At 28.7% G+C, this 21,371-nt stretch carries 21 protein-coding genes and 5 pseudogenes; 17 read left to right on the forward strand and 9 right to left on the reverse strand.

What is annotated here, in order from left to right; genetic code table 11:
- The first annotated feature begins 151 nt into the window (after positions 1–151).
- The 3 genes and pseudogenes from KA873_RS00025 to KA873_RS00035 all read left to right on the forward strand — a co-directional run bounded on the left by KA873_RS00025 (position 152) and on the right by KA873_RS00035 (position 1,776).
- Positions 152–730 (forward strand): recombinase family protein, encoded by a 579-nt coding sequence (locus tag KA873_RS00025; RefSeq protein ID WP_011867739.1) that lies wholly within the window; start codon positions 152–154, stop codon positions 728–730.
- Between the two features lie 227 nt (positions 731–957).
- Positions 958–1,314: pseudogene (locus KA873_RS13730) on the forward strand (hypothetical protein); the annotation flags it as partial.
- A gap of 3 nt (positions 1,315–1,317) precedes the next feature.
- Positions 1,318–1,776: a GNAT family N-acetyltransferase gene (locus KA873_RS00035; protein ID WP_081325146.1), complete on the forward strand. Its 459-nt coding sequence runs from the start codon at positions 1,318–1,320 to the stop codon at positions 1,774–1,776.
- A gap of 154 nt (positions 1,777–1,930) precedes the next feature.
- Here KA873_RS00035 and KA873_RS00040 read toward each other — a convergent pair whose 3' ends face one another.
- Positions 1,931–2,623 carry a DUF536 domain-containing protein gene (locus tag KA873_RS00040; RefSeq protein WP_011867759.1) on the reverse strand — a complete coding sequence of 231 codons (693 nt, stop codon included), beginning with the start codon at positions 2,621–2,623 and terminating at the stop codon, positions 1,931–1,933.
- A 491-nt stretch (positions 2,624–3,114) separates the two neighbouring features.
- On the opposite strand from KA873_RS00040, the gene KA873_RS00045 reads away from it, so the two are divergent.
- The 3 genes and pseudogenes from KA873_RS00045 (at position 3,115) to KA873_RS00055 (ending at position 5,626) form a co-directional block, all read left to right on the forward strand.
- Positions 3,115–4,086: a replication initiator protein A gene (locus KA873_RS00045; RefSeq protein ID WP_011867760.1), complete on the forward strand. Its 972-nt coding sequence runs from the start codon at positions 3,115–3,117 to the stop codon at positions 4,084–4,086.
- Between the two features lie 669 nt (positions 4,087–4,755).
- Complete coding sequence (locus tag KA873_RS00050; RefSeq protein WP_011867761.1) at positions 4,756–4,920, forward strand: hypothetical protein; 165 nt, start codon at positions 4,756–4,758, stop codon at positions 4,918–4,920.
- Between the two features lie 488 nt (positions 4,921–5,408).
- Positions 5,409–5,626 (forward strand): annotated as a pseudogene (locus KA873_RS00055) (VraH family peptide resistance protein).
- Between the two features lie 36 nt (positions 5,627–5,662).
- Here the strand turns inward: KA873_RS00055 and KA873_RS00060 are convergent.
- The 3 genes and pseudogenes from KA873_RS00060 to KA873_RS00070 all read right to left on the reverse strand — a co-directional run.
- Positions 5,663–6,166 (reverse strand): annotated as a pseudogene (locus tag KA873_RS00060) (MIP/aquaporin family protein); the annotation flags it as partial.
- Between the two features lie 289 nt (positions 6,167–6,455).
- Positions 6,456–8,078 (reverse strand): BCCT family transporter, encoded by a 1,623-nt coding sequence (locus tag KA873_RS00065; protein ID WP_233433264.1) that lies wholly within the window; start codon positions 8,076–8,078, stop codon positions 6,456–6,458.
- A 351-nt stretch (positions 8,079–8,429) separates the two neighbouring features.
- Positions 8,430–9,650, reverse strand: coding sequence for a hypothetical protein (locus KA873_RS00070; RefSeq protein WP_210140099.1), 1,221 nt, complete (start codon positions 9,648–9,650; stop codon positions 8,430–8,432).
- 140 nt (positions 9,651–9,790) lie between these two features.
- Between KA873_RS00070 and KA873_RS00075 the strand changes: the two genes are divergently transcribed.
- Positions 9,791–10,102 carry a hypothetical protein gene (locus tag KA873_RS00075; RefSeq protein WP_011867767.1) on the forward strand — a complete coding sequence of 104 codons (312 nt, stop codon included), beginning with the start codon at positions 9,791–9,793 and terminating at the stop codon, positions 10,100–10,102.
- A gap of 128 nt (positions 10,103–10,230) precedes the next feature.
- Positions 10,231–10,326 carry a type I toxin-antitoxin system Fst family toxin gene (locus KA873_RS00080; RefSeq protein WP_107523648.1) on the forward strand — a complete coding sequence of 32 codons (96 nt, stop codon included), beginning with the start codon at positions 10,231–10,233 and terminating at the stop codon, positions 10,324–10,326.
- Positions 10,327–10,527: 201 nt separating this feature from the next.
- On the opposite strand, the pseudogene KA873_RS00085 reads toward KA873_RS00080, so the two are convergent.
- A pseudogene (locus tag KA873_RS00085) lies at positions 10,528–10,866 on the reverse strand (TSUP family transporter); the annotation flags it as partial.
- A gap of 42 nt (positions 10,867–10,908) precedes the next feature.
- Between KA873_RS00085 and KA873_RS00090 the strand changes: the two are divergent.
- The 8 genes from KA873_RS00090 to KA873_RS00125 all read left to right on the forward strand — a co-directional run bounded on the left by KA873_RS00090 (position 10,909) and on the right by KA873_RS00125 (position 18,469).
- Positions 10,909–11,145: a hypothetical protein gene (locus KA873_RS00090; protein WP_011867769.1), complete on the forward strand. Its 237-nt coding sequence runs from the start codon at positions 10,909–10,911 to the stop codon at positions 11,143–11,145.
- A gap of 545 nt (positions 11,146–11,690) precedes the next feature.
- Positions 11,691–12,740 (forward strand): ABC transporter permease, encoded by a 1,050-nt coding sequence (locus tag KA873_RS00095; protein WP_011867770.1) that lies wholly within the window; start codon positions 11,691–11,693, stop codon positions 12,738–12,740.
- Between the two features lie 15 nt (positions 12,741–12,755).
- A complete protein-coding gene (locus tag KA873_RS00100; protein ID WP_011867771.1) occupies positions 12,756–13,418 on the forward strand; it encodes an ABC transporter ATP-binding protein in 663 nt (220 codons plus the stop codon).
- A 1,643-nt stretch (positions 13,419–15,061) separates the two neighbouring features.
- Entirely contained in the window at positions 15,062–15,475 is a 414-nt protein-coding gene (locus KA873_RS00105; protein ID WP_070657352.1) for a plasmid mobilization protein, read from the forward strand.
- 99 nt (positions 15,476–15,574) lie between these two features.
- On the forward strand, positions 15,575–16,366 hold the full coding sequence (locus KA873_RS00110) for a nuclease-related domain-containing protein (protein ID WP_011867720.1): 792 nt from the start codon (positions 15,575–15,577) through the stop codon (positions 16,364–16,366).
- A 124-nt stretch (positions 16,367–16,490) separates the two neighbouring features.
- Positions 16,491–16,586, forward strand: a complete 96-nt coding sequence (locus tag KA873_RS00115; protein WP_107365925.1) for a type I toxin-antitoxin system Fst family toxin — start codon at positions 16,491–16,493, stop codon at positions 16,584–16,586.
- A 154-nt stretch (positions 16,587–16,740) separates the two neighbouring features.
- Positions 16,741–17,301 carry a hypothetical protein gene (locus tag KA873_RS00120; RefSeq protein ID WP_064209986.1) on the forward strand — a complete coding sequence of 187 codons (561 nt, stop codon included), beginning with the start codon at positions 16,741–16,743 and terminating at the stop codon, positions 17,299–17,301.
- Positions 17,302–17,431: 130 nt separating this feature from the next.
- The gene (locus tag KA873_RS00125) at positions 17,432–18,469 is read left to right on the forward strand and encodes a 2,3-butanediol dehydrogenase (RefSeq protein ID WP_064209987.1); all 1,038 of its coding nucleotides are present in this window, start codon (positions 17,432–17,434) and stop codon (positions 18,467–18,469) included.
- A gap of 130 nt (positions 18,470–18,599) precedes the next feature.
- On the opposite strand, the gene KA873_RS00130 is transcribed toward KA873_RS00125, so the two are convergent.
- The 4 genes and pseudogenes from KA873_RS00130 to KA873_RS00145 form a co-directional block, all read right to left on the reverse strand.
- Positions 18,600–18,974, reverse strand: coding sequence for a hypothetical protein (locus tag KA873_RS00130; protein ID WP_011867723.1), 375 nt, complete (start codon positions 18,972–18,974; stop codon positions 18,600–18,602).
- A gap of 7 nt (positions 18,975–18,981) precedes the next feature.
- The gene (locus KA873_RS00135; RefSeq protein WP_011867724.1) at positions 18,982–19,506 is read right to left on the reverse strand and encodes an acyl-CoA thioesterase; all 525 of its coding nucleotides are present in this window, start codon (positions 19,504–19,506) and stop codon (positions 18,982–18,984) included.
- 110 nt (positions 19,507–19,616) lie between these two features.
- Positions 19,617–20,504, reverse strand: coding sequence for a cidABC operon transcriptional activator CidR (gene cidR, locus KA873_RS00140; protein WP_070039664.1), 888 nt, complete (start codon positions 20,502–20,504; stop codon positions 19,617–19,619).
- Positions 20,505–20,552: 48 nt separating this feature from the next.
- Positions 20,553–20,864 (reverse strand): annotated as a pseudogene (locus KA873_RS00145) (recombinase family protein); the annotation flags it as partial.
- A gap of 207 nt (positions 20,865–21,071) precedes the next feature.
- Between KA873_RS00145 and KA873_RS13665 the strand changes: the two are divergent.
- Entirely contained in the window at positions 21,072–21,197 is a 126-nt protein-coding gene (locus KA873_RS13665; protein WP_011867727.1) for a hypothetical protein, read from the forward strand.
- Positions 21,198–21,371: the final 174 nt, after the last annotated feature.

Raw genomic sequence — 21,371 nt, forward strand, 5'->3', positions numbered from 1 at the left:
TAACCATTTTCTGTACACTCTCTTTTTATATCTAGATATATAGCTAGTATACATATTTTAGTGTTCAATAACCCAACAGAAAATCTATGTTCATAAATAGGGTTATAATTAAGTTATGGTACAATGAAAATGTACATAGGAGGTTTGTATTTTGAAAATAGGTTATGCAAGAGTTTCAACTGGTTTGCAAAATTTGAATTTACAGGAGGATCGATTAAATATATATGGTTGTGAAAAGATATTTAATGACCATATGAGTGGTTCAAAAAGTAAGCGACCTGGTTTAGATAAAGCAATTGAATTTGCGAGGTCAGGAGATACGATTGTTGTTTGGAGATTAGATAGACTAGGACGGAACATGGAGGATTTAATCACATTAGTTAATGAACTTAACGAACGAGGTGTGAGTTTTCATAGTTTAGAAGAAAATATAACGATGGATAAATCAAGTTCTACAGGACAATTATTATTTCATTTATTCGCAGCATTTGCAGAGTTTGAACGTAATTTAATTTTAGAGCGATCTTCAGCCGGTCGAATTGCAGCACGTGCTAGAGGCCGATATGGAGGTAGACCTGAAAAATTAAATAAACAAGATTTAAACTTACTTAAGACACTTTATGATAATGGTACACCAATTAAAACAATTGCAGAGCAGTGGCAAGTTTCACGTACAACTATTTATCGTTATCTCAATAAATTAGAGGCAAAAGAGAATAAAAACAAGTAGAGCAACTAATCTAGCTTACTATAATGAATCTACTAAATAATTTTATATATCATTAACATACAAAGACTTTGATTCAATGTCACTCGATGTAAAAGAGACGTTCTGACAGCGTCTAAAATCTCATAATATTTGCCTGTTATGAGATTTTAATAATAACACAAGAAAAAAGCGTACAAATTCGTACGCTTTTTTAATATAATACCTGTTTCACTAATGAACGTTATAAAGTAAAGTATATTCTACTTGTGGGTACAAGTTTATACTCGCTTTCATATATCTTTATGTTAACAACTAATAGTATCCATTTTATGATACTACTTATTGTAATTACTTCTTTAGGAGAATTGATATTCGCGCCTTCTTATCAGGTAGCACAAGTAGATATTATGGACCTATATAAAAATGGTTCATACTCAGCTTTAGGATCACTGGCAACACAGAGCTCTTCTTTGATTGCTTCATTAACTTTAATGATTAGTCAATACTTAAATATTTATTTAATTTTTATAATCCTTACATTGTTAAGTATTACTGCTATACTGATACTTTATAAAATATATGATAAACGAATGGAGAGTGTATAAAATATGGCTATTTATTTTAAAAAAACTATTTTAAAGAATGCTGATTTTATCTTAGACTTGCAAAAGCAATGTTTTAAAAACGACTTTTTAGAGTATAAGGATTATGAAACGAGTCCATATTGTGAAACTTTGGAAGACTTACAACACGATATAACCACAAATCAACACTTCACGATTTTTTCAGAAGAAAATATAGTTGGCGCATTTGAAATTAAAGAAAAACATAATAGTCAACATTTATATAAAATTTTCATTTCTCAAAATGAACAGAATAATGGAATTGGTAAATTAACTATGAAAATGATTTTCGAAAAATTTACTAATAAAAATAAATGGACCGTTTATACTCCTCATAAAAATTATAGAAATCACCACTTCTATGAATCTTTAGGGTTTGAAAAGTATGGTGAGGCTATTTTATCAGATAAATTAACATTATTTAAATATGCTAAATATAACTAAAAATAATATCTCCATTATATATAGTTATGTATATCTCCTGAAGTTTATTCAACTACTATCTGACAGTAATTAACATAATCGATGATTATCAGAAGTTCAATCCACATAAAAAGACACAAGAAGTTTATAAACTTCTTGTGTCTTTTTAATAGAATTAGTTACCAAACAAGCGACTCCAAAATCCCTTTTTAGATGGTCGTTCGACCTCATCATTAGTATTAGGATCTTGTTTTTCAACTCGTTCATTTTCCTTCGCATTAGTTGATTGATTTATATCTTCATTCCTATTCTCTTCAAATATAACTTTAGGATCTATATCTTTATCTGTCGTTTGATTTTCCTCTTGTTGTTGATTATTATCTTTAGATTCTTCGGTAAATGTTGCTTCTTGCGCATTAACGTTTTGTCTATCATTAGAAGATGTATCAAAAGAATAATTAAGCTGTCTTTCTTCCTCTAATTGATTCTCTAATTTTTGAATCTTTTTATTACTTTCTAAAGCTAATACTTGTTGGTTTTCTAAAAGTCTATTCAGTGTATTTATCTGTTCTTTATCTCTATTTGACTGTTCTTTATATATATCTAATTGATTATATAAATGTTTAATCGTCTCATCTTTTACAAGATTATCATTATCGGGTTTAGTTTCTTCTTTTTTTTCATTATCAAAGTAATCATTTTTACTTTGATTTTTTTTAATTCTATTTATTACTATAGCTTCATCTTCACCTGATAAATAGTTTACATTATCAATCTTCTGAAAGTTCACATTTGCTTTTTTTGCATTATTGTAAACAGTCATTTTTGTTACGCTTAATTCATCAGCGATTTGCTTCATACTCTTCATATAATGCCTCCATATATCTATATATATAACATTTATACCATTATATACCTATTATACTTGTAAATACAGTATTCTATAGAAATCTAAATATTTTTATATGTATAGATATACGTATAAGTATATAACAATATTCTTATAGGTTTATATACCTGTTATACTTGATATCAAAGGGTTTATATCCAGTTATACGATAAACCTTTTTATAACTTGTTTATATACGGGTACCTTGTTTTTAAAATGAATACGATCAAATGTATATAAACAATTTAACAAACCTTTGAAAAGTGTTAATATAAATATATGTAAAGAGACCCGACTACGGGAATAGTCAGGTCTCTTCGGTAATAAAACAAGTGCTTTGTTTGTTTATATAGTTGTTATATTCTTATTATATATACTAAGAATTATTAGTGCAAGTCGAATACATATAAACATAATTATAACTTTTTTATTACCTCTTTTTAAAACTTAAATATGAAAGAGGTTTTTCTATGTCAAACTTTAATATTAAAGAAATCCAAAAAGAGAAATTCTATCAATTACCTAAAGTATTTTTTACTAATCCTAAATACACTAATTTGTCTAATGATGCTAAAATAACTTGGTCAATACTAAGAGATCGCTTAGACTTATCTATAAGAAATAATTGGATAGACGAAAATGGAGATATATTTTTTATTTATACCAATGAAAAACTTAAATCTATTCTAAATATCAGTAGCCCCAATAAATTATCTAAAATTAAAAAGGAATTAACTCAAGCTGATTTATTTAATCAAATAAGAGTAGGTTTGAATAAACCAAATAAGTTATATATTAAAAAACCTGAAGTAACAGAAGCTGATATATACTACATATCACAACAGGAAAATGATGTAGAATCTCGTAATGACACGGACGTATCAAAATCATACGTCCAGAATTATGATAATAATACGTCAGGAAATATCAATTTAATACATCAAGACATATCAAAATCATACGCAAATGATACTGAATTTAATAATACTGATTATATAGAGACTGAGAATAATGATACGAATGATTTGAATGATACATCTAACAATAATTTAATAAATACTCATTCGAATCATACAAATTATCAACAAAATAAATTTAATAATGAGGCCTTAAAATTCCAAGTCCTTGAAGAATTACCACAACAAACCAGAGATTATTTAAGTAATTTTGAAATCAGAGAAATTCGTATTATTAAAAGTGTTTTACTCAAAGGGAAAAAGTCTTTTAATAACACATTTAATACATATTATCGTTTAGAAGATGTTGAATTTGAACTTGTCAGTGTCTTAAAACGTTTTAAAGCCATGCTGCTACAAAAGAACGAAACCGTTGAAGCTATGCAAGGTTATTTAATGCAATCCATTAAAGCTGAACTTGAAGAAATACATGCGCTCAATATGCGCCGTCAAAACATGCCTAAATACAATATCTTTAATGAGTAGTTCAAATGGCTTTAAAGTAATCAAAGAGAAAACATTCAATTACGGCAATTTGGCATTTTGAAAAACAAAATTATTACTTAAAAGATTTGAAACGTTAGCTTAAAAGCTAGCGTTTTTTTATGTATTTTTGCCCCTGCGGGAACTATAGCGTTCGACCGGCATGTAAATGGGCAGTGTCTTAAAAAATGGACACTGGATTTTCTCAAATTTTTGCTTTTGGAAATAGCATATATTTATTTGGCTCATATTTGCGTTTTAAGAGCTTATATAAGTTTTTAGGCATAAAACTATATGAATTACCCCTAAATCTTTAAAATGCCCCCTTAAAATTCAAAATAAAGGTATTTAAAATTTTAAAAATAAAAAAGCTACTAGGAAAAAACTAGTAGCTTAAATCTTAGTTAAATTTTGATGTAGTATTAATTTTTGTATCTGCGCCACAACGCCGATTACTAATAATGCAGTATTAATTTTTATATCTGTGCTGCAACACCGATTACTTAAAACTAAGATTAAAAAAATCGACGAAGGTCGATTATGGTTTTTACACGCGTTCTTTTAGAACGCATAAGTGCGCCCTTACGGGAATTAAATAGATTATAACGATGAAAAATAGACCTGTAAAGCGATAACTATTGTGATAAAGTTTGCTAAAAAGGAGTTTTAAAAATGAAAATTTTTGCAATTATTTTAGGAATTTTAGTAATTCTTTCTTGGTTATTTGTTATGAAAGAATATAGAAATGGCAATCAGAACACAACCAAAGCTCATAATATTATGTTATTAGCTTGTTTATTAACTTTGATTATGACAATAATGCAAGTTTTCTATTAGTTTTATGACGCATTTATGCCGAGAAAATTTATTGATGTTGAGAAGAACCCTTAACTAAACTTGCAGACGAATGTCGGCATAGCGTGAGCTATTAAGCCGACCATTCGACAAGTTTTGGGATTGTTAAGGGTTCCGAGGCTCAACGTCAATAAAGCAATTGGAATAAAGCAATTTAATTTGGTAATTTGATTAATAAAGGAGGGGAATCTTTGAGTAAATTTTTAAAATATTTAATTTCAGCTATTCTTTTTGCAATTGGAACTTTTATTTTAATTATTATTTTTGGTTTGTTAAGTGGTTCAAAAAGAGAGTGAGAATTAGGGTTCACTCTCTTTTTTGCGATTTTTAGAAATGAGTTGAAAACGAGTTTCTTCTTGTCTTGTTATTGAGAATATTTTTAAAATGAACAAAGTAATATTTTAATTTTGTAATTAATGTTTTGTTTGTTAATTATTTTTTTCAATCTTTGAAGGAGTGTTTTATTTTTTATGACTATTAAACAAATTGTGAATGATTTATTAAATAAAAATGGTCTTTAGAAGATTTGTTTTGGTTAATTTTTATGTGTGTAATATTTAGTACTTTTACTACACCATTTTTTGGTATTCCGATTGGAGTTATTGCTTACTTTTTATTTTTCTATAAAGATGATGATTTTGATGAGATGGGAGAAAAATATGATTATCAAGATAAAAATAAAAAATAGAACATGCATTTATACCGAGAAAAATTATTGATCATTTAAAGCTCCAACAATTAATGGGTTTAAACCATCTGCGATATTGTTCATACCGATAAATAACAGTCCTAAAGTTAAAATACCTGTACCAATAATTTCTGTGATGAAATTAGCAAAATAGTTGGGGATAGATGGTGCTGTAGAAAACACACCAAGTTTGACTTCTGGTTCTTTAGTTGCTTTCCAATGTGGTAAATAGGCAAGCCAAACAAGTATCGCACCGACTATACTTCCCAACATTTGAGCAATTATATAACCTGGCACCATAGACCAACTTAATGAATGATTCATAGCAAATGCTAGGGTAACTACTGGATTTAAGTGAGCGTCTGAAATATTGCCAACAGCATATGCACCTAAAGAGACACCTAGTCCCCATCCTACAGCAATTACAATCCAGTCAGCGCCATGCCCTAAATTACGTTTCAAATTAACATTTGCACAGACGCCTCCTCCTAATAATACGAGTATTGCTGTTCCTAAAAATTCAGCTACATAAACATTCATAATAACACTATCCCTTTCTACAAAAAAAAGACACTTGTTTCCTTGAGTGAAGGTACAAGTGTCTCTAGTTCTCCCTAATAATTATCAACTTAAAAAGCATTATAAATCTTTTGTGTAAACGTTATCAAAAATAGTTAGAACCAAAAAATACTAGTATTTTTTTATTGATCTAGTTTTAATATTTTTCTAAATAATAATTGGGGCTGAAACACATATGTGTTTCAGCCCCGAAAGAATTAATTGTGAAAACTTCTGATAATTCAAATTTAGCATATAAGATTATTGTGAATCAATCGTTTTTAATATTTTTCCTTCTGTTTATCATTTCACTTTCAAAGTCTTCAGATTGTGAGTTTATATATTCTTTGAGTCTGTGCTTGTTAGGTGATAATGTTAAACCTAAAAACTTACGTTCTTGGTTGGCATCTTTATAGAAACTAACCATCATACAAAGCACGATGATAGAGAATGGTAAGGCAGTCATGATTGCCATATTTTGTAGCGCATTTAATCCATTATCTCCACCTGAGAATAGTAAAATAAATGCAATCAATGCTTGTGCAATTCCCCAGATGACTTTAACTATTACGGATGGGTTTAATGAACCAAATGTTGTTTGCATTCCTAATACGAATGTAGCTGAATCGGCTGACGTAATAAAGAATGTTGCTATTAATAGCAACGTTACAATGGATAACACAAAGCCTAATGGCACCTCATTAAACACACCAAATAATGCAGTTTCTGGAGGCATATCAAATATTTTAGGTGTTTTTTTCGCAGTTTCGATACCTAGAACACCAAATGCTGCAAACCAAACTAAACTTACAAGTACTGGTGCTAACAGAACTCCAGATACGAATTCTCTAATTGAGCGTCCTTTAGATACACGTGCAATGAATATACCCACAAACGGACTCCAACTAATCCACCAAGCTAATTGGAAGAACGTCCATGATTTCATCCATTCATTTTTTTGTGGATCTAATGGTGCTGTATCAAACATGTTAAATAAGAGCGTGTTTAAATACTCACCTGTTGAACTTGTTAACATATTTAAAATAAGAACAGTTGGTCCTACAATAAAAACAAACAATAAGATTATGCCGGCTAAACCAATATTAGCGTTACTCAAATATTGGATACCACGGCTTAAACCTGACCATGCACTTGTTAAAAATAATATGGTAACAATAAGTATAATTATACCTTGAGTCATGATAGTATTTGGAACATCAAATAGGTAGTTTAGACCACCTGCGATTTGCATAGCGCCTAAACCTAATGATACTGCTACCCCGCCAATTGTGGCAAAGACAGAAACAACATCAATGATTGTCCCTAAGGGGCCATCAACTTTATTTCCGAAAATTGGACGTAATGTTTTTGAAATTAATGCAGGTTCATTTTTTCTAAATTGGAAGTAAGCTAACGCTAACGCTACAACACCATATACTGCCCATGCATGGAAACCCCATTGCATAAATGCCCCTCTTAAAGCTTCTTTATAGGCAGTTGCTGATTGAGGATCACCAGATGGTGGAGATACAAAGTGGCTGATTGGTTCAGCTGCTCCCCAGAACACTAAACCAATTCCCATACCAGCACTAAATAACATCGCAAACCATGAAATTGTATTAAATTCGGGTTTATCTTCTGGTTTACCCAATTTTAATTTTCCGATTGGACTAAATATCAAGAAGACACAGAAGAATATCATTAACGCAACAATAACCATATAATACCAACCAAAGTATTCAGTAATCCAACCAGTAATATTTGTCCCTATTTCATTAAACTGATTTGGAAATATTGCACCTAACAATACGACGATTGCGGTAATAATAATACTATAGGTAAAAACAGAAGAGAATTTTTTCCCATTAGCATTATTTTGTTTATTTTCCAAAATGAAAACCTCCTATTTTAAGTATTACAATATAAAAAGTAATGAATTGCTTTGTATAATATACAAATTATTATAAATTAAATTGGAGTGAAATCCTAGGTATCTTATGAAGAATAGGATATTAATTACTGTGTTGTTTATAGTGTTTTACTGCTCTGTAATTCATATAAAAACAAAGTACTTTTATTTAATATATTTCAAATTATCGGAAATGGATACGCTAAAGAATAAATCTAAGTATACAGAGCTACTATTGTTTTTCATTTTTATTGAATTCTTTAAACTTTAAATAATTTATAGTAAGATTTTTGGTTACTATTGTAATATGTTACTAATATTGCAAATGAATAAAAGTTATAATTTTTTATAATCATCTGATGTAAGTTCATCATGCAAATCATTCATCGAATCTTCGTCACTGTATGTAGATACTTCTTCTGTTATGTCATCTTTAACAAGTCTATTGTTTTCTAAATTATAATTTTTATATCCTTTATAATTATAATATACATCAGGATCATTATATTCACTCGTTCTAGTCACTTTCACTGCTGTAATCAATGTAATTTTTGTTGGTTCAATTTTAGAAGCAGGTGAAACCTTTTCACCCTCTTCTTTGTCATCATCAAAGTAATCATCACTTGATACATCATAATCAACTTTATAGTAATTATCTATGTTTTCAGTCTTATATTTAGTGTATTTACTACTATTATATTCATCTTTAATAAGTTTATTATTTCTATCAAGCGTCTCAGAAATATTTTCAAGTTTATTTAGTTCGGGCAGGTCATTAGCTTCTATTGTATAAGTTTTCTTACCTTTAAATGAGCTTGAATCATTATTATTTATATCATCTATTAAATCTTGCGGAATAGTCAATTTGATACTATCACCATTTTTCAAATTACCATTATTAGGAACTGTAAATTCATAATTTGAGAGAGATAAATTAGACAAGTTTTTAGGAGCGTCTTTAGTTATTAAATTAAGTGATCCAGAACCATTCACGCCGGTAAATTTAGGATTGAAACCTTCAATCAAATCTTTTGCAGATAATTCTTTAGGTTTCTTTAAACCATGCACTTTAAATTCTTTTGTAAACTCTTTTGCTTTTAATTTAAATTCTTTAGATGTCCCTTTTTCGAGTTTTAATTGTACTTTAACTTTATCTCCATTTGATAAATTTTCATTATTGTAAATATTAAAATTGACATTATCCATGATTTTAGAAGCATGTCTCATTTGCTGAAGTTCATCATAATTTAGATTTTCTTCTTCTATATCTTCATCCTCATTGTTCTCTATCATTCTTATAATTTCTTTATTTTTAAAATTAGATTGCTTTAATGCACGTATGTAAAGTTTATTCATTACTTTATCATAAGATTTATCTGTAATCTCAGCAGTGCCAGATTTTTCATAACCATGGAAAGAGACTTGTACATCATCTTCTACATTTATTTTATGATTTTTAACAAATAAGGTAATTACTAAAATAATGCCAAGTAATAGAACGGTGCCGCCTATTAAATACCATTTAAATTTTTTCAGAAATGTTTTTAATTTTTCCATATGAACAATCCCCTTTTACAAATTATGTAATTAAAAAGTTATTAATATTAACTTAACACAAAATAACGTTGCAATATATATAAAAATAAAATAATATTGTTTATGTGTATATTTTTAAATTTTAAAAGGGGGAGATTATTTTGAAAAAAGGGTTAATACTAGTTTTAGTTCTTAGCGTTAGTTTGTTACTAACTGCTTGTGGAAATGCAGAAGATAAGGCACAAGGTGAATGGGTGTATAAAGAAGATGATGGAGAAAAGGTTACAATGGAAATAGAAGATAGTAATGCTGAGATAACTTATATGGGATTAACAATGAAAGGTGAAATTGAGAAAGTGGAAAAGGACAACTTTTCATTGAAATTAGAAGGTGATGACAGTACTGTGAAGTTTAAAGTAAAAGGTAAAGAATTAAAAGATGAAGATGGTAACACTTGGAAGAAAAAAAATTGATAGGATAAATTGTTCAACATAATTTAACTTATCGGAAGTGCATATGCTTATGTATTTACAAATGATATAATAATAGAGTCGCCTATCTCTCAGGCGTCAATTTGACGTAGAGAGGAGGTGCATACGCGATGTCTGAAATCTTTGTGAACATCATGACCACAGCAGCAAGTGGTTGTCTCGTTGCGATATTTGCGCATTGGCTACGCAAGCGTAATGACGAATAGGCGACTAGTCACACCAAAAAATCCCCTTACTACGGCCATAGTAAGGGGATTTGGTGCATACATGCCTGATAATCTTTGTTAATTGCATTATAGCACTATAATTGGTAGGAATGCAAAATTAGGATCTATATAGGAGGATAAAATAATATAAAGAGTATTATAGGATTTCTAACAATCGTTTTCTTTTCTTCTCTTTCTTATTTATAAAGCAATTTGAATAATTGCAATAATATTTAAAATACTGATGATCCATTTTTGTACAAAACTAGGGACTTTTTTACCTAATTTTAAACCTAACGAAGCGAAGATAATACTCCCTATTATTAAAAATAACGTTTCTTCTAAAGGAATATAACCTTGTATAAATTTAATGATAAAGGTGCCAATTGAAGATATAAAAGCAATTACTATACCATTAACAACCACCGCATTCATTGGTAATTTGAATAAAACTAGCAATATAGGAATAATAATAAAAGTGCCTCCTGCTCCGACTATACGTGAAATGATACCAACGAAAAGACCAACCATAACTAATAGAGGAAGAATGACAGCTTAATTATTCCTTTGATACAACTGTTAGTGATATACAAAACGTTAATTCGCAAGAAGCAACATTTGCCAGATATTAATCAAGAAAATGAACGGCTAACAGAAGTACGACATGAAGATATAGCTGAAGTGAAAAAGGATGACAGTACAAATGAAGAAGTATCAGAAAAAGATAATAAACCAATTGAAGAAATAGAGTGTAAGACTGTTGATAGAGGAGAACAGATCCCTAAAAAAGGGGGGGTGAGTCGTTTATTTGGTAACTAATTGTAATTGAAAAGTTTTATGGTATTTTATTTTTTGGTTTGTTGAAGGGATAAATAAGCTAGGTGAAATGACATTTATTTTCCAATATGTAAATGTCATTGTAAAAGAGACGTTCTGACAGCGTCTGAAATCTCATAATATTTGCCTGTTATGAGATTTTAATAATAACACAAGAAAAAGCGTACAAATTCGTACGCTTTTTTTATATAATACCTGTTTCACTAATGAACGATTTTCATAATTCATCACTCTCATCCTATAAGAGTTTATATATGTCTATTACCTTCTTCATTAATTTTAATCATATAAAAAAGGTATAGGCAAACTGAAATTCTATTATTTTTAGGTTTTACTTATGAGTAAGAAATTGGATGGAGCAAAATTTACACATAATTTCAAAAAACATATAATTTAATATATGGTTTTCAATCAGATTAATATAATTTTATTTTAAAAGTAAAAATGAAATTTTGATATATTTGATTAGTGCGCAATTAGATGTACAATAATACCATTAAGAAAAATTAAATTTACAGGAGGTATACATGTTTTTAGCTTGGAATGAAATCAAAAGAAATAAATTGAAATTCAGCTTAATTATTGGTGTACTGATTATGATTAGTTATTTACTTTTTTTACTTTCTGGTTTGGCAAATGGTCTTATAAATATGAATAAAGAAGGCATAGACAAATGGGAATCAGATGCAATTATTCTCAACAAAGATGCAAACCAAACAGTTGAGCAATCTATCTTTGATAAAAATAAATTATTTGATAAATATGAAGAACAGACTACACTTAAACAAACAGGTGTAATTGCTTCTAATAGTAAGCAAGAAGAAAATGTCTTACTATTTGGAGTTACAGCTGATTCCTTTTTAGTACCTAATATTATTGAAGGAAGTAATTTTAAAAACAATAATGAAGTAGTGGCAGATGTTACATTGAAAGATAAAGGGTTTCATGTTGGTGATCAATTAACTTTATCCCAATCAGATGAAAAATTGAAAATAGTAGGTTTTAGTGAAAGTGCTAAATACAACGCCTCTCCTGTCTTATTTTCTAATAACAAAACAATAGAAAAAATTAATCCTACTCTTACAAACGATAAGACAAATGCTATAGTCGTCAAAGATAGTAATTGGGCTAATAAAAATCTAGATGATGAATTAGAGGTAATAAATATTGATAAATTCGTAGAAAACTTACCAGGTTATCAAGCTCAAAATCTGACATTAAACTTTATGATCACATTCTTATTTGTTATATCTGCTACTGTAATTGGCATATTTTTATATGTAATCACACTTCAAAAAACAAATTTATTTGGAGTGCTTAAAGCACAAGGTTTCACTAATAGGTATTTAGCAAAAGTAGTATTAGCACAAACTTTTATCCTATCACTCATTGGAACATTAATTGGTTTAGGTTTAACACTAATTACAAGTATCTTTTTACCTAATGCAGTACCAGTGATGTTTAATTTCTTAACACTGATTGTATTTGGAATTGTGCTTATTTTAATTTCACTCATAGGGAGCTTGTTTTCTATATTAACAATTAGAAAAATTGATCCATTAAAAGCCATAGGATAGATTGGAGTATAATAAATGCTAGAATTTAAAGATGTAACTAAATTTTTTAAAGATGGTAATCAAACTATTGAAGCTGTGAAACCGACAAATTTAAAATTTCATAAAAATGAACTTATTGCCATTGTTGGTCCTTCAGGGTCTGGTAAAAGTACTTTTCTAACTATAGCTGGGGCTTTACAAACACCTAGTTCAGGAGAAGTGCTTATTAACAACAAACCTGTAACTAGAATGAAGCAAAAACAATTAGCACATACTAGAATGGAAAAAATTGGTTTTATTTTACAAGCAACAAATTTAGTTCCTTTTTTAAGCGTTAAACAGCAGTTTAAATTATTAAAAAAACAAAAGAAAGATATTTTAACTGATGAAGATTACAAAAATATGATGACCCAGTTGGGATTAAATGACTTAGAGCGTAAATTACCAAGTGAAATATCTGGTGGACAAAAACAAAGAGTTGCTATCGCAAAAGCTCTCTATACAAATCCTTCTATAATATTGGCGGATGAGCCTACTGCTTCACTTGATACTGACAATGCTATGGAAGTTATGAAAATATTACAAGAACAGACTAAAAATAGAAATAAAACTTGTATTATAGTCACTCATGACGAAAGGCTAACTGCTTATTGTGATAAAATTTATCATATGAACGATGGAATACTCACTTTGAAATAAATGAATAGAACATTTTTAAATGTAATGAATAGACATTATTTAACATAATTCATGGCTATTATAAGTCGTGTTAAAAAGAGACTCCTTATTGAAAAAGGAGTCTCTTAATTGTTTCAAAATTAAATTTTGTTATAATAACGAACGAATGTTAAAAATACAAAAAGCATCCCAAAAACTAATATGAGATGCTTCATATAGTAATATTTTATATTAAAAACTAAAATCTGTTAGTAAAATATTTATTAACATTAATTGCTCAGGAACAGTATTTTGAGAAACTTCAGGATGGGTAGTTATATTATCATCATTCATATTTAATATATTAAAATATTTATTATCTAACCGAATAATTTCATTATAATATTTTTTTGAGTTCTCACTACAAATAACGAATTTAGCAGATTGGTTATTTTCTTTTACGCTAGAATTTATTGTTGGAATGGGCTTTGTGTTAGCTAATTTATTAGCGAGTTGGTGGGACTTGAATTACGATTAATCCCAAGAAAGTACCAACTCAACAACACAAAATAGCCTTGTTGGTTCCAACCAATAAAGCAATTGAAATAAAGCAATAACGTTGTTGTGGTTTTCGATTTTTGAAACGAGTGGAAAACGAGTTTCTTCTTGTCTTGATAATGGGGAGATGGATTTAATCCATTTTAAAATTCTAGCATGGAATCTAATATTGATAATAGAACTTATCGTTTCATTATTTCAGTTAACCGTAATGGTTTTAAAGGTAGTAAAATGTTATAATATAGATGTATTGAAGGAGGAGTGGCGACTCCTCCTAAAAAGTTAATTTAGTTTATTAACGCTTTAATTAGTGATGTAATAGCTCTTAACAGATTGATTAATGCTGTTAGGAGCTTTATTTTTTACCCTTTTAGACATTCCTCATTATACCTCTTTTAACAAATATGATTGTAACCTAACCATACTTTTGCTATATCTTCATTTCATTAACGATATGTCCACCTACTACTATATTACCAATTGAACCATTTTGAGTTTATAATTCACTTTATCGAAGTCTTTTTTAATTCTATAAATTTCATTTTATTAATGAATGTTTATTTAACTTTTACATTAATACCAAACTAAGACTTACTCATTGTAGGTTGTAAATTATTTAAATCGTTTGTTAAATTTAGAGGGAATCTAAAAGGAATCCCGGACAACAGGATAAGGAGGAACAATGCCATTGCCATGGCACCCAGCATAGCTGGGGTTCTCTAAACTTATCCTTAAAGGATCTAAATACTGATATTGCAGTATTTATGGATCATATTTAAAAACGGACACAAAGGAACCCATGAAATTTTACATGGCATTTTCTTTGGAAAATAGTGGTTCTTCTATCCTTTGGGGCGCAAGGGATCTCACAACAGGGAATCTTTAGAATCCCTAAAGATTCCCCGAAGGATTCCTTATGTTCATCCAAAATTAATCAATATTTCAGTACATAACTAATTAGTAATTACTAAGTTAAATATGATACGATAAAACTAAGTAATTGCTAAGCTAATAACTTGTTAAAATAGATGAGTATTTGCTTAGTTTATTTTTTATAAAAACATTGAGTAATTACTAACTATATTATTGAATGAATGAGTGATTACTTAGTTTTGGAGGGGTCAAAAATGACTAATAAAAGTCATAGAAAAGCTAAAACAATCAATATCAATTTGACTGAAGAAGAATATAAAAAGGTAAAAGCATTAGCAGAAGATAGAGATTTAAATCCAACAGCTTATACACGACTTGCGGCATTAGGTAATCGTATCAAACCTACAGTTGTCTATAACACAGATGAATATACTGAACAGTTAAAAAAAGAAAAACAAACACTTGAAATGGCTTTAGAGACAAGCATACCAAAAGAAGATGTTGAACTTTTAGAAGCACAATGTGAAAGTTATAAAACTTATATGGATACATTCAAGAAGTTCTTGCAGTATGTACAAGAAGATGCGGAATATATTAATTTGAATGGATACAAGAGAGATGAACAATTAAAAGCAGAGATGAAAGATGCTATAAAGTCATTGATATAAATAGTTAAGGGGTAGTGTATAATGATTATCGTTTTGGTATTATGTTCTATTATCTTATTTTGCTTAGTAATTTATTTTTATAAAAAGAGCAATGATAATATGAAATTGAAGGAGAAAAAAGAACAAGCGCTAAATTCAAATATTGATAGTGAGAAAAACCAAAATAAAGATTTATCGGCTCGTTATAATGAACTAAGCCAAAAATATGAAGATGTGTGTAGGGAAAATAAAAACTTGAAAGAAAGTTATCGTTTAAGCTCTGTATCTAATAAAAACATGGGGGAAATCAAAGCTTCTAAAGAGTTACAAGAAATTTTTGAACAGTTGCAAGAAGAAGTTGATATCGACCATTTTGTAAAATTCGATAATCTTTTTTTGTACGATTTAAAAGAACCTAGACAAATAGATCATATGGTTATTTGCGATTATGGTATTTATATATTTGAAACAAAATATTGGGAAGGTGATATATATTACAATATATCTAAAGAAAGTTTAAAAGGTACTAAGCATGAATTATTGAATCGATACATCTTTTATAAGCAAGATGAAAATGAGCATCAAACTTTTGTTTTGAAATTAAATGAAAATGGGGAAATAGAATACCGTAACCATGGTAATCCTTATAAACAGATATATAAAACAATGAAGAAATTAAGCGCTTTTTTAAATAAAGAATATTTTATCAATAGTATTATATACTTTAATTATCACAATGATAAATATCATTTTGTTGATGGATCAGATAAAAGTAATGGGATAATTGGGGTAAATCAAAAAGAAAATTTATATGATTTATTAAAAAATAGAATGAAAAATTTCAAATTTGAAAAGTTGAATGAAAAACAAATAAAATATTTGAAGCAGAAATTTGAAAAATACAAAGTGTAAAATTAAATTATATTACATATTTCAACTTATCGGAAGTGCATATGCTTGTAGATTAACAGATGGTATAATATAAAAGTCGTCGTTTTACTTCTGTGCTGTAATTAGCATGGAAGGAGGTGACATCATGTTCAGCATCATATTTGTATCTTTAATAGCTCCTATAATAGTAGGGGTTATACTCACGTTATTTTCTTATTGGCTAAATAAGCGTGATAGATAATTAACGACGACATAGTCAATACACCAAAAGAGCCCGATAACTATTCACAGTAGTTATCGGGCTCGGTGTTTATCATGCTTAGCATCATATTTGTTAATTACATTATAACACCATAGTAGATAGGAATGCAAAATTATATAATGTGGAGGAGAAAATGTTAGAAGCTATACTTATCAGTATTACTTTCAGCGTAATCGCTATAATAATTACATATTTAAGTGTGTTATATATATGTAAAGAACTAAAGAATGTTTCTATATATAAACAGGGATTTAATCAGTTAGAATGGAAAATACTATTTTTTAATCTTTTTGGATCAATAGTATTTTATCTATGTTTAATATTAACGATTTTTAGTTTTATATTATGTGTGCCAGTAACAATTGCTTTCATTATTGAAGGAGAATCAATGAGTAATATAACTTATAATAAATACTATATATTAATAGTGTTTATGCTCATCGTGGAAATTCTCAGTATAATAGGAGTATGTTGGTTGAAAATAAAGCTACATGCTGTTTTTATGAAAAACACTTTAAGTTATAATATGAGGCTTTTAAACTTTAATGTAGAGATCTTAACTATAATAACACTATTATTAACAGCAATTAATGGAATGGTACATTCAAAAAATTTGTCTCAATATATCGTTATTTTTACATTTACTGCCGCATTTGCTGCAATTGAGAAATTATTGTATAATCAAAAATTTTAAAAATATGAATATTTTGGGTACACTCTAATCATATAATAATTTAGAAACACTATATTAAAAGGTTAGTTTATTTGAAAGTAACTTTTAAAAGGCATACTATTAAATTAACTAAAACAAGGAGGTTTTATCAATGAAAGCAGCAGTTTGGTATGGTCAAAAGGATGTACGAGTTGAAGATCGAAAATCTAAAGAGTTACAAGATAATGAGGTTAAAGTTAAAGTGTCTTGGGCTGGCATTTGTGGTACAGATTTACATGAATACTTAGAAGGCCCTATATTTATTTCAACAGACAAACCTGACCCGTTCCTTGGCCAAAAAGCGCCCGTTACATTAGGCCACGAATTTGCAGGTGTAGTAGATGATATTGGTTCTAAGGTTACAAAATTTAATAAAGGCGATCGTGTTGTCATTAATCCTACAGTTTCAAATCGTGAAAAAGAAGAAAATATTGATCTTTATGATGGTTATTCATTTATAGGCTTAGGTTCTGATGGTGGATTTGCAGAATTTACAAACGCCCCAGAAGAGAATGTTTATAAATTACCAGATAATGTTTCTGATAAAGAAGGCGCCCTTGTAGAACCAACGGCTGTTGCAGTTCAAGCAATTAAAGAAGGAGAAGTTCTATTTGGCGATACTGTTGCTATTTTTGGTGCAGGGCCAATCGGTTTATTAACAACTATAGCAGCCAAAGCAGCTGGTGCTAGCAAAATATTTGTTTTCGATTTATCGGAAGAACGACTTAATAAAGCTAAATCAGTAGGTGCTACTCATACGATAAATTCTGGTGAATCAAACCCAAGTGATATTATTAGTAAATACACTGATAATGGCGTTGATGTAGCATTTGAGGTAGCTGGTGTAGCGCCAACACTTAAATCTGCAATAGATGTTACTAAAGCAAGAGGTATTGTCGTTATAGTTTCTATATTCGGTCATCCTATTGAATGGAATCCAATGCAATTAACTAATACAGGTGTAAAACTTACTTCAACGATTGCTTACACCCCCACTACATTTCAACAAACAATAGACTTAATTAACGAAGGTAATTTAAAAGTCAAAGACGTCGTTACCGATGAAATTGAGTTAGATGATATTGTGGAGTCAGGATTTAAACAACTTGTAAACGATAAATCACAAGCAAAAATTCTCGTTAAGTTATAAAAGCTAATAAAAGAGTCACTCTAAATCAGAGTGGCTCTTTTATTAGCTAAAATATAGTTTCATTTAGTCAAATAATTTGTGAATTTTTATAATTTGTTAGTCTAAGCATTCTTAATGAATTTATTATTTATTATTTAATAATTGTATTATTAAATACAAAACCAGGTTCGGCACCTAAAATGATAAGAAATATTTGTGAGTAGTCCACATTTTGGAATTTTAATATCATATCTTTAAAAAACACAAAATTAGTATCTTTTTTAACTTTTGCAACTTCTTGTTCATATAATTTTAAAACAGATTCTCTTATTAAAGTTGGTCTCTCATTTTGAATATTTTCACGGTTATCTGAAAACATAAGTACTCCTAAATATTTATAATGGATACTTAATTGTCTTGTCAAACTAGCTATATATTCTAACTTTTCATACATACTAGGAAATTCGTTTCTTAGTTTTTTCAAATCTAACTTAATTTGGTTTAATTCTTCCATTTCATTAATCATTTTATCACTACTCCAATTCCCATGGCTTATTGATATCAAGAGAGTCAATTATATTTTTAGTTTGTGATCGTTTAATTTTTCGCATTTTAGCTCTTTCTTCGCCATCCATAAATAATAATTTTTCTTCTTTGGACTGAGGAGAGATTTTGGGTATTTTAATTGGTTTTTTATTTTCATCCAAAGCTACAAAAGTAAGAAAAGCTACAGCAGCAATTTTTCTTTCTGCAGTAATCATATCTTCTGAAATGACTTTACAAAATATTTCCATAGATTTTTCTCCAGTATAAACTACATAAGATTCTATACAAACTGAATCAGATTGGGTGATTGGATATAAAAATTCTACTGAATCTGTAGAAGCTGTAACACATTCTTTAACTCTTGCATGTCTTCTAGCTGATAGCGTTGCGTTATTATCAATTTTTTTCATTAATACCCCCCCAAATAGTGTATTATAATTGTTTAAATCATTAATTAATACTTGATCCGTACTGACAATTTTACTATCTCTAGGAAATTTATAATTTTCCATAAAAAACTCCCGTTTCTATAATATTTTACGTTCTAATTATAGAGCGAGAGTGTATAAATATAAAATATCCTTTTTTTATATAGCTATAAATTTCTCAAATACTTTTATATTTAATAGTTAATTAAGAAGTTTTCTTGGAGAAATTTAATCCAATTTTTTGTTAAAGAATCAACTATAATATCTTTTCTCCAAATAATACCAAGTTCCCATTTCATGGAAGGTTCATTAATATCGATGGCTTGTAAATTATTATCTAATAAGCCTAGTATTCCTTCGGGTAATATACATATCCCTAGATTATTTAATAACATTTCTTCTATGAAGCTCCATTGGGTGGTTTCAAAAATTATATTAGGATTAAAGCCATAATTTCTACATGTATTTTTGATTTTATCGTTTAAATAGAAATCAGAATTGAATAAAATAAATTCTTGTTCTTGTAAATCTTCAATATCAATCTTTGTTTTTTTAGATAATGCATGATTTTTATGAACGACCAGTTTTAATTTTTCTTCTGAAAAAGAGAATATATCAAAGTTTTTATTATTTGTAGGAAGTACAGTAATTCCCATGTCCAAATCGCCATAATATACATCGTTTTCAATTTTTTTACTACCATTTTCAAAAAGTTGAAAAGTTATATTAGGATACATTTCATGAAATTCCGAAATTAAGCCAATTAATATTCTTATATTAATAATAGTAGGGATTCCAATTTTCAAATGTCCCTTTTTTAATTCTAATAAATTACTTAACTCATTAGGGATATTATCATACATTTTAAGCATTTCTTTACATTGGAAAAAGAAAGCTTCTCCTGCGTCAGTTAAGTATATTTGGTTTTTATACCTATTAAATAAATTTACATCTAATTCTTCTTCTAATAATTTAATTGTATTACTAATTGTGGGTTGTGTGATAAAAAGATTAGATGCTGCTTTGGTCATACTTTTTTGCTTTACGACTTCTACAAAATACTGCATATGTCTAAGTTCCAATAAATTTCCTCCCTTTTTATTATTTCTTCACGTTACCAGTTTTTTAAACTAATTATTTTTTATTATTCTGTATACCGTTGAACGACTAACATCTGTCTGTTTAGCAATCTCTTCCCCAGTTAGTTTTTGTTCATCGTATAAGAATTTGATTTCTCTTTTCTTATAATCTGGCAAAGAAGGACGGCCGCCTTTTCTCCCTCTTGCTCTCGCAGCTTCTAAGCCTTTTTTAGTACGCTCACTTAATAAGTTAGCTTCCAGCTCTGCAAATGCACTCATCATGGTAAAAAACATCTTGCCCATAGCATCTTTGGTCGATACATTCATATCAATAATATGTAAATCAATGCTGTTTTCATCGAAGATTTACAAGAAAATAATTGGAATATTGTCCAAAGTAATGGTAATTCAGGTGAAGCAGATTTCGCTGATGACACCGTTATATTTTCTTCTTCTAATATTTTATCAATAACAACAGCTTATCAATATACATTAAATGAAGAAGAAACAGAAATAACATTTACACTTAATAAACCTAGTTATACTGGAAATAAATCAGAAGAAGTAGTTATGAAATATACTATTGAGAAAAAAGATAATGAATATTTACTTACTTTAATTAGTGATAGTTCAGAATATTTTGAAAAGGGGTTTACAATTATATTAATCCCTCAAGAATTAGAAAGTACAAGTTAAAAACAATAATAAAAAGAAAACGGCTAGCATTGCGACTGCTAGCCGTTTAGAGAATAAGCTTAAGATGAATGAGCATTTGAGCTATAAAAAGGAATTAAATGCTAACAAAAATTATATGAAAGAGTAAATAGTCAATAATAAAAATAATTAGGTCATGAGTATATGTCCTAGTTA

This window comes from Staphylococcus sp. GDY8P45P (genome assembly GCF_017892745.1).
GTDB classification, from domain to species: Bacteria; Bacillota; Bacilli; order Staphylococcales; family Staphylococcaceae; genus Staphylococcus; species Staphylococcus cohnii.

What these genes read in the sequence shown, in the direction of transcription:
- KA873_RS00105 (WP_070657352.1), top strand. Translation starts at nt 15,062, where the DNA reads ATGACTAATAAAAGTCATAGAAAAGCTAAAACAATCAATATCAATTTG.
- KA873_RS00050 (WP_011867761.1), top strand. Translation starts at nt 4,756, where the DNA reads ATGAAAATTTTTGCAATTATTTTAGGAATTTTAGTAATTCTTTCTTGG.
- KA873_RS00110 (WP_011867720.1), top strand. Translation starts at nt 15,575, where the DNA reads ATGAAATTGAAGGAGAAAAAAGAACAAGCGCTAAATTCAAATATTGAT.
- KA873_RS00120 (WP_064209986.1), top strand. Translation starts at nt 16,741, where the DNA reads ATGTTAGAAGCTATACTTATCAGTATTACTTTCAGCGTAATCGCTATA.
- KA873_RS00100 (WP_011867771.1), top strand. Translation starts at nt 12,756, where the DNA reads ATGCTAGAATTTAAAGATGTAACTAAATTTTTTAAAGATGGTAATCAA.
- KA873_RS00035 (WP_081325146.1), top strand. Translation starts at nt 1,318, where the DNA reads ATGGCTATTTATTTTAAAAAAACTATTTTAAAGAATGCTGATTTTATC.
- KA873_RS00135 (WP_011867724.1), bottom strand. Translation starts at nt 19,506, where the DNA reads ATGGAAAATTATAAATTTCCTAGAGATAGTAAAATTGTCAGTACGGAT.
- KA873_RS00125 (WP_064209987.1), top strand. Translation starts at nt 17,432, where the DNA reads ATGAAAGCAGCAGTTTGGTATGGTCAAAAGGATGTACGAGTTGAAGAT.
- KA873_RS13665 (WP_011867727.1), top strand. Translation starts at nt 21,072, where the DNA reads ATGAAATATACTATTGAGAAAAAAGATAATGAATATTTACTTACTTTA.
- KA873_RS00070 (WP_210140099.1), bottom strand. Translation starts at nt 9,650, where the DNA reads ATGGAAAAATTAAAAACATTTCTGAAAAAATTTAAATGGTATTTAATA.
- KA873_RS00115 (WP_107365925.1), top strand. Translation starts at nt 16,491, where the DNA reads ATGTTCAGCATCATATTTGTATCTTTAATAGCTCCTATAATAGTAGGG.
- KA873_RS00080 (WP_107523648.1), top strand. Translation starts at nt 10,231, where the DNA reads ATGTCTGAAATCTTTGTGAACATCATGACCACAGCAGCAAGTGGTTGT.
- KA873_RS00130 (WP_011867723.1), bottom strand. Translation starts at nt 18,974, where the DNA reads ATGATTAATGAAATGGAAGAATTAAACCAAATTAAGTTAGATTTGAAA.
- KA873_RS00045 (WP_011867760.1), top strand. Translation starts at nt 3,115, where the DNA reads ATGTCAAACTTTAATATTAAAGAAATCCAAAAAGAGAAATTCTATCAA.
- KA873_RS00095 (WP_011867770.1), top strand. Translation starts at nt 11,691, where the DNA reads ATGTTTTTAGCTTGGAATGAAATCAAAAGAAATAAATTGAAATTCAGC.
- KA873_RS00040 (WP_011867759.1), bottom strand. Translation starts at nt 2,623, where the DNA reads ATGAAGAGTATGAAGCAAATCGCTGATGAATTAAGCGTAACAAAAATG.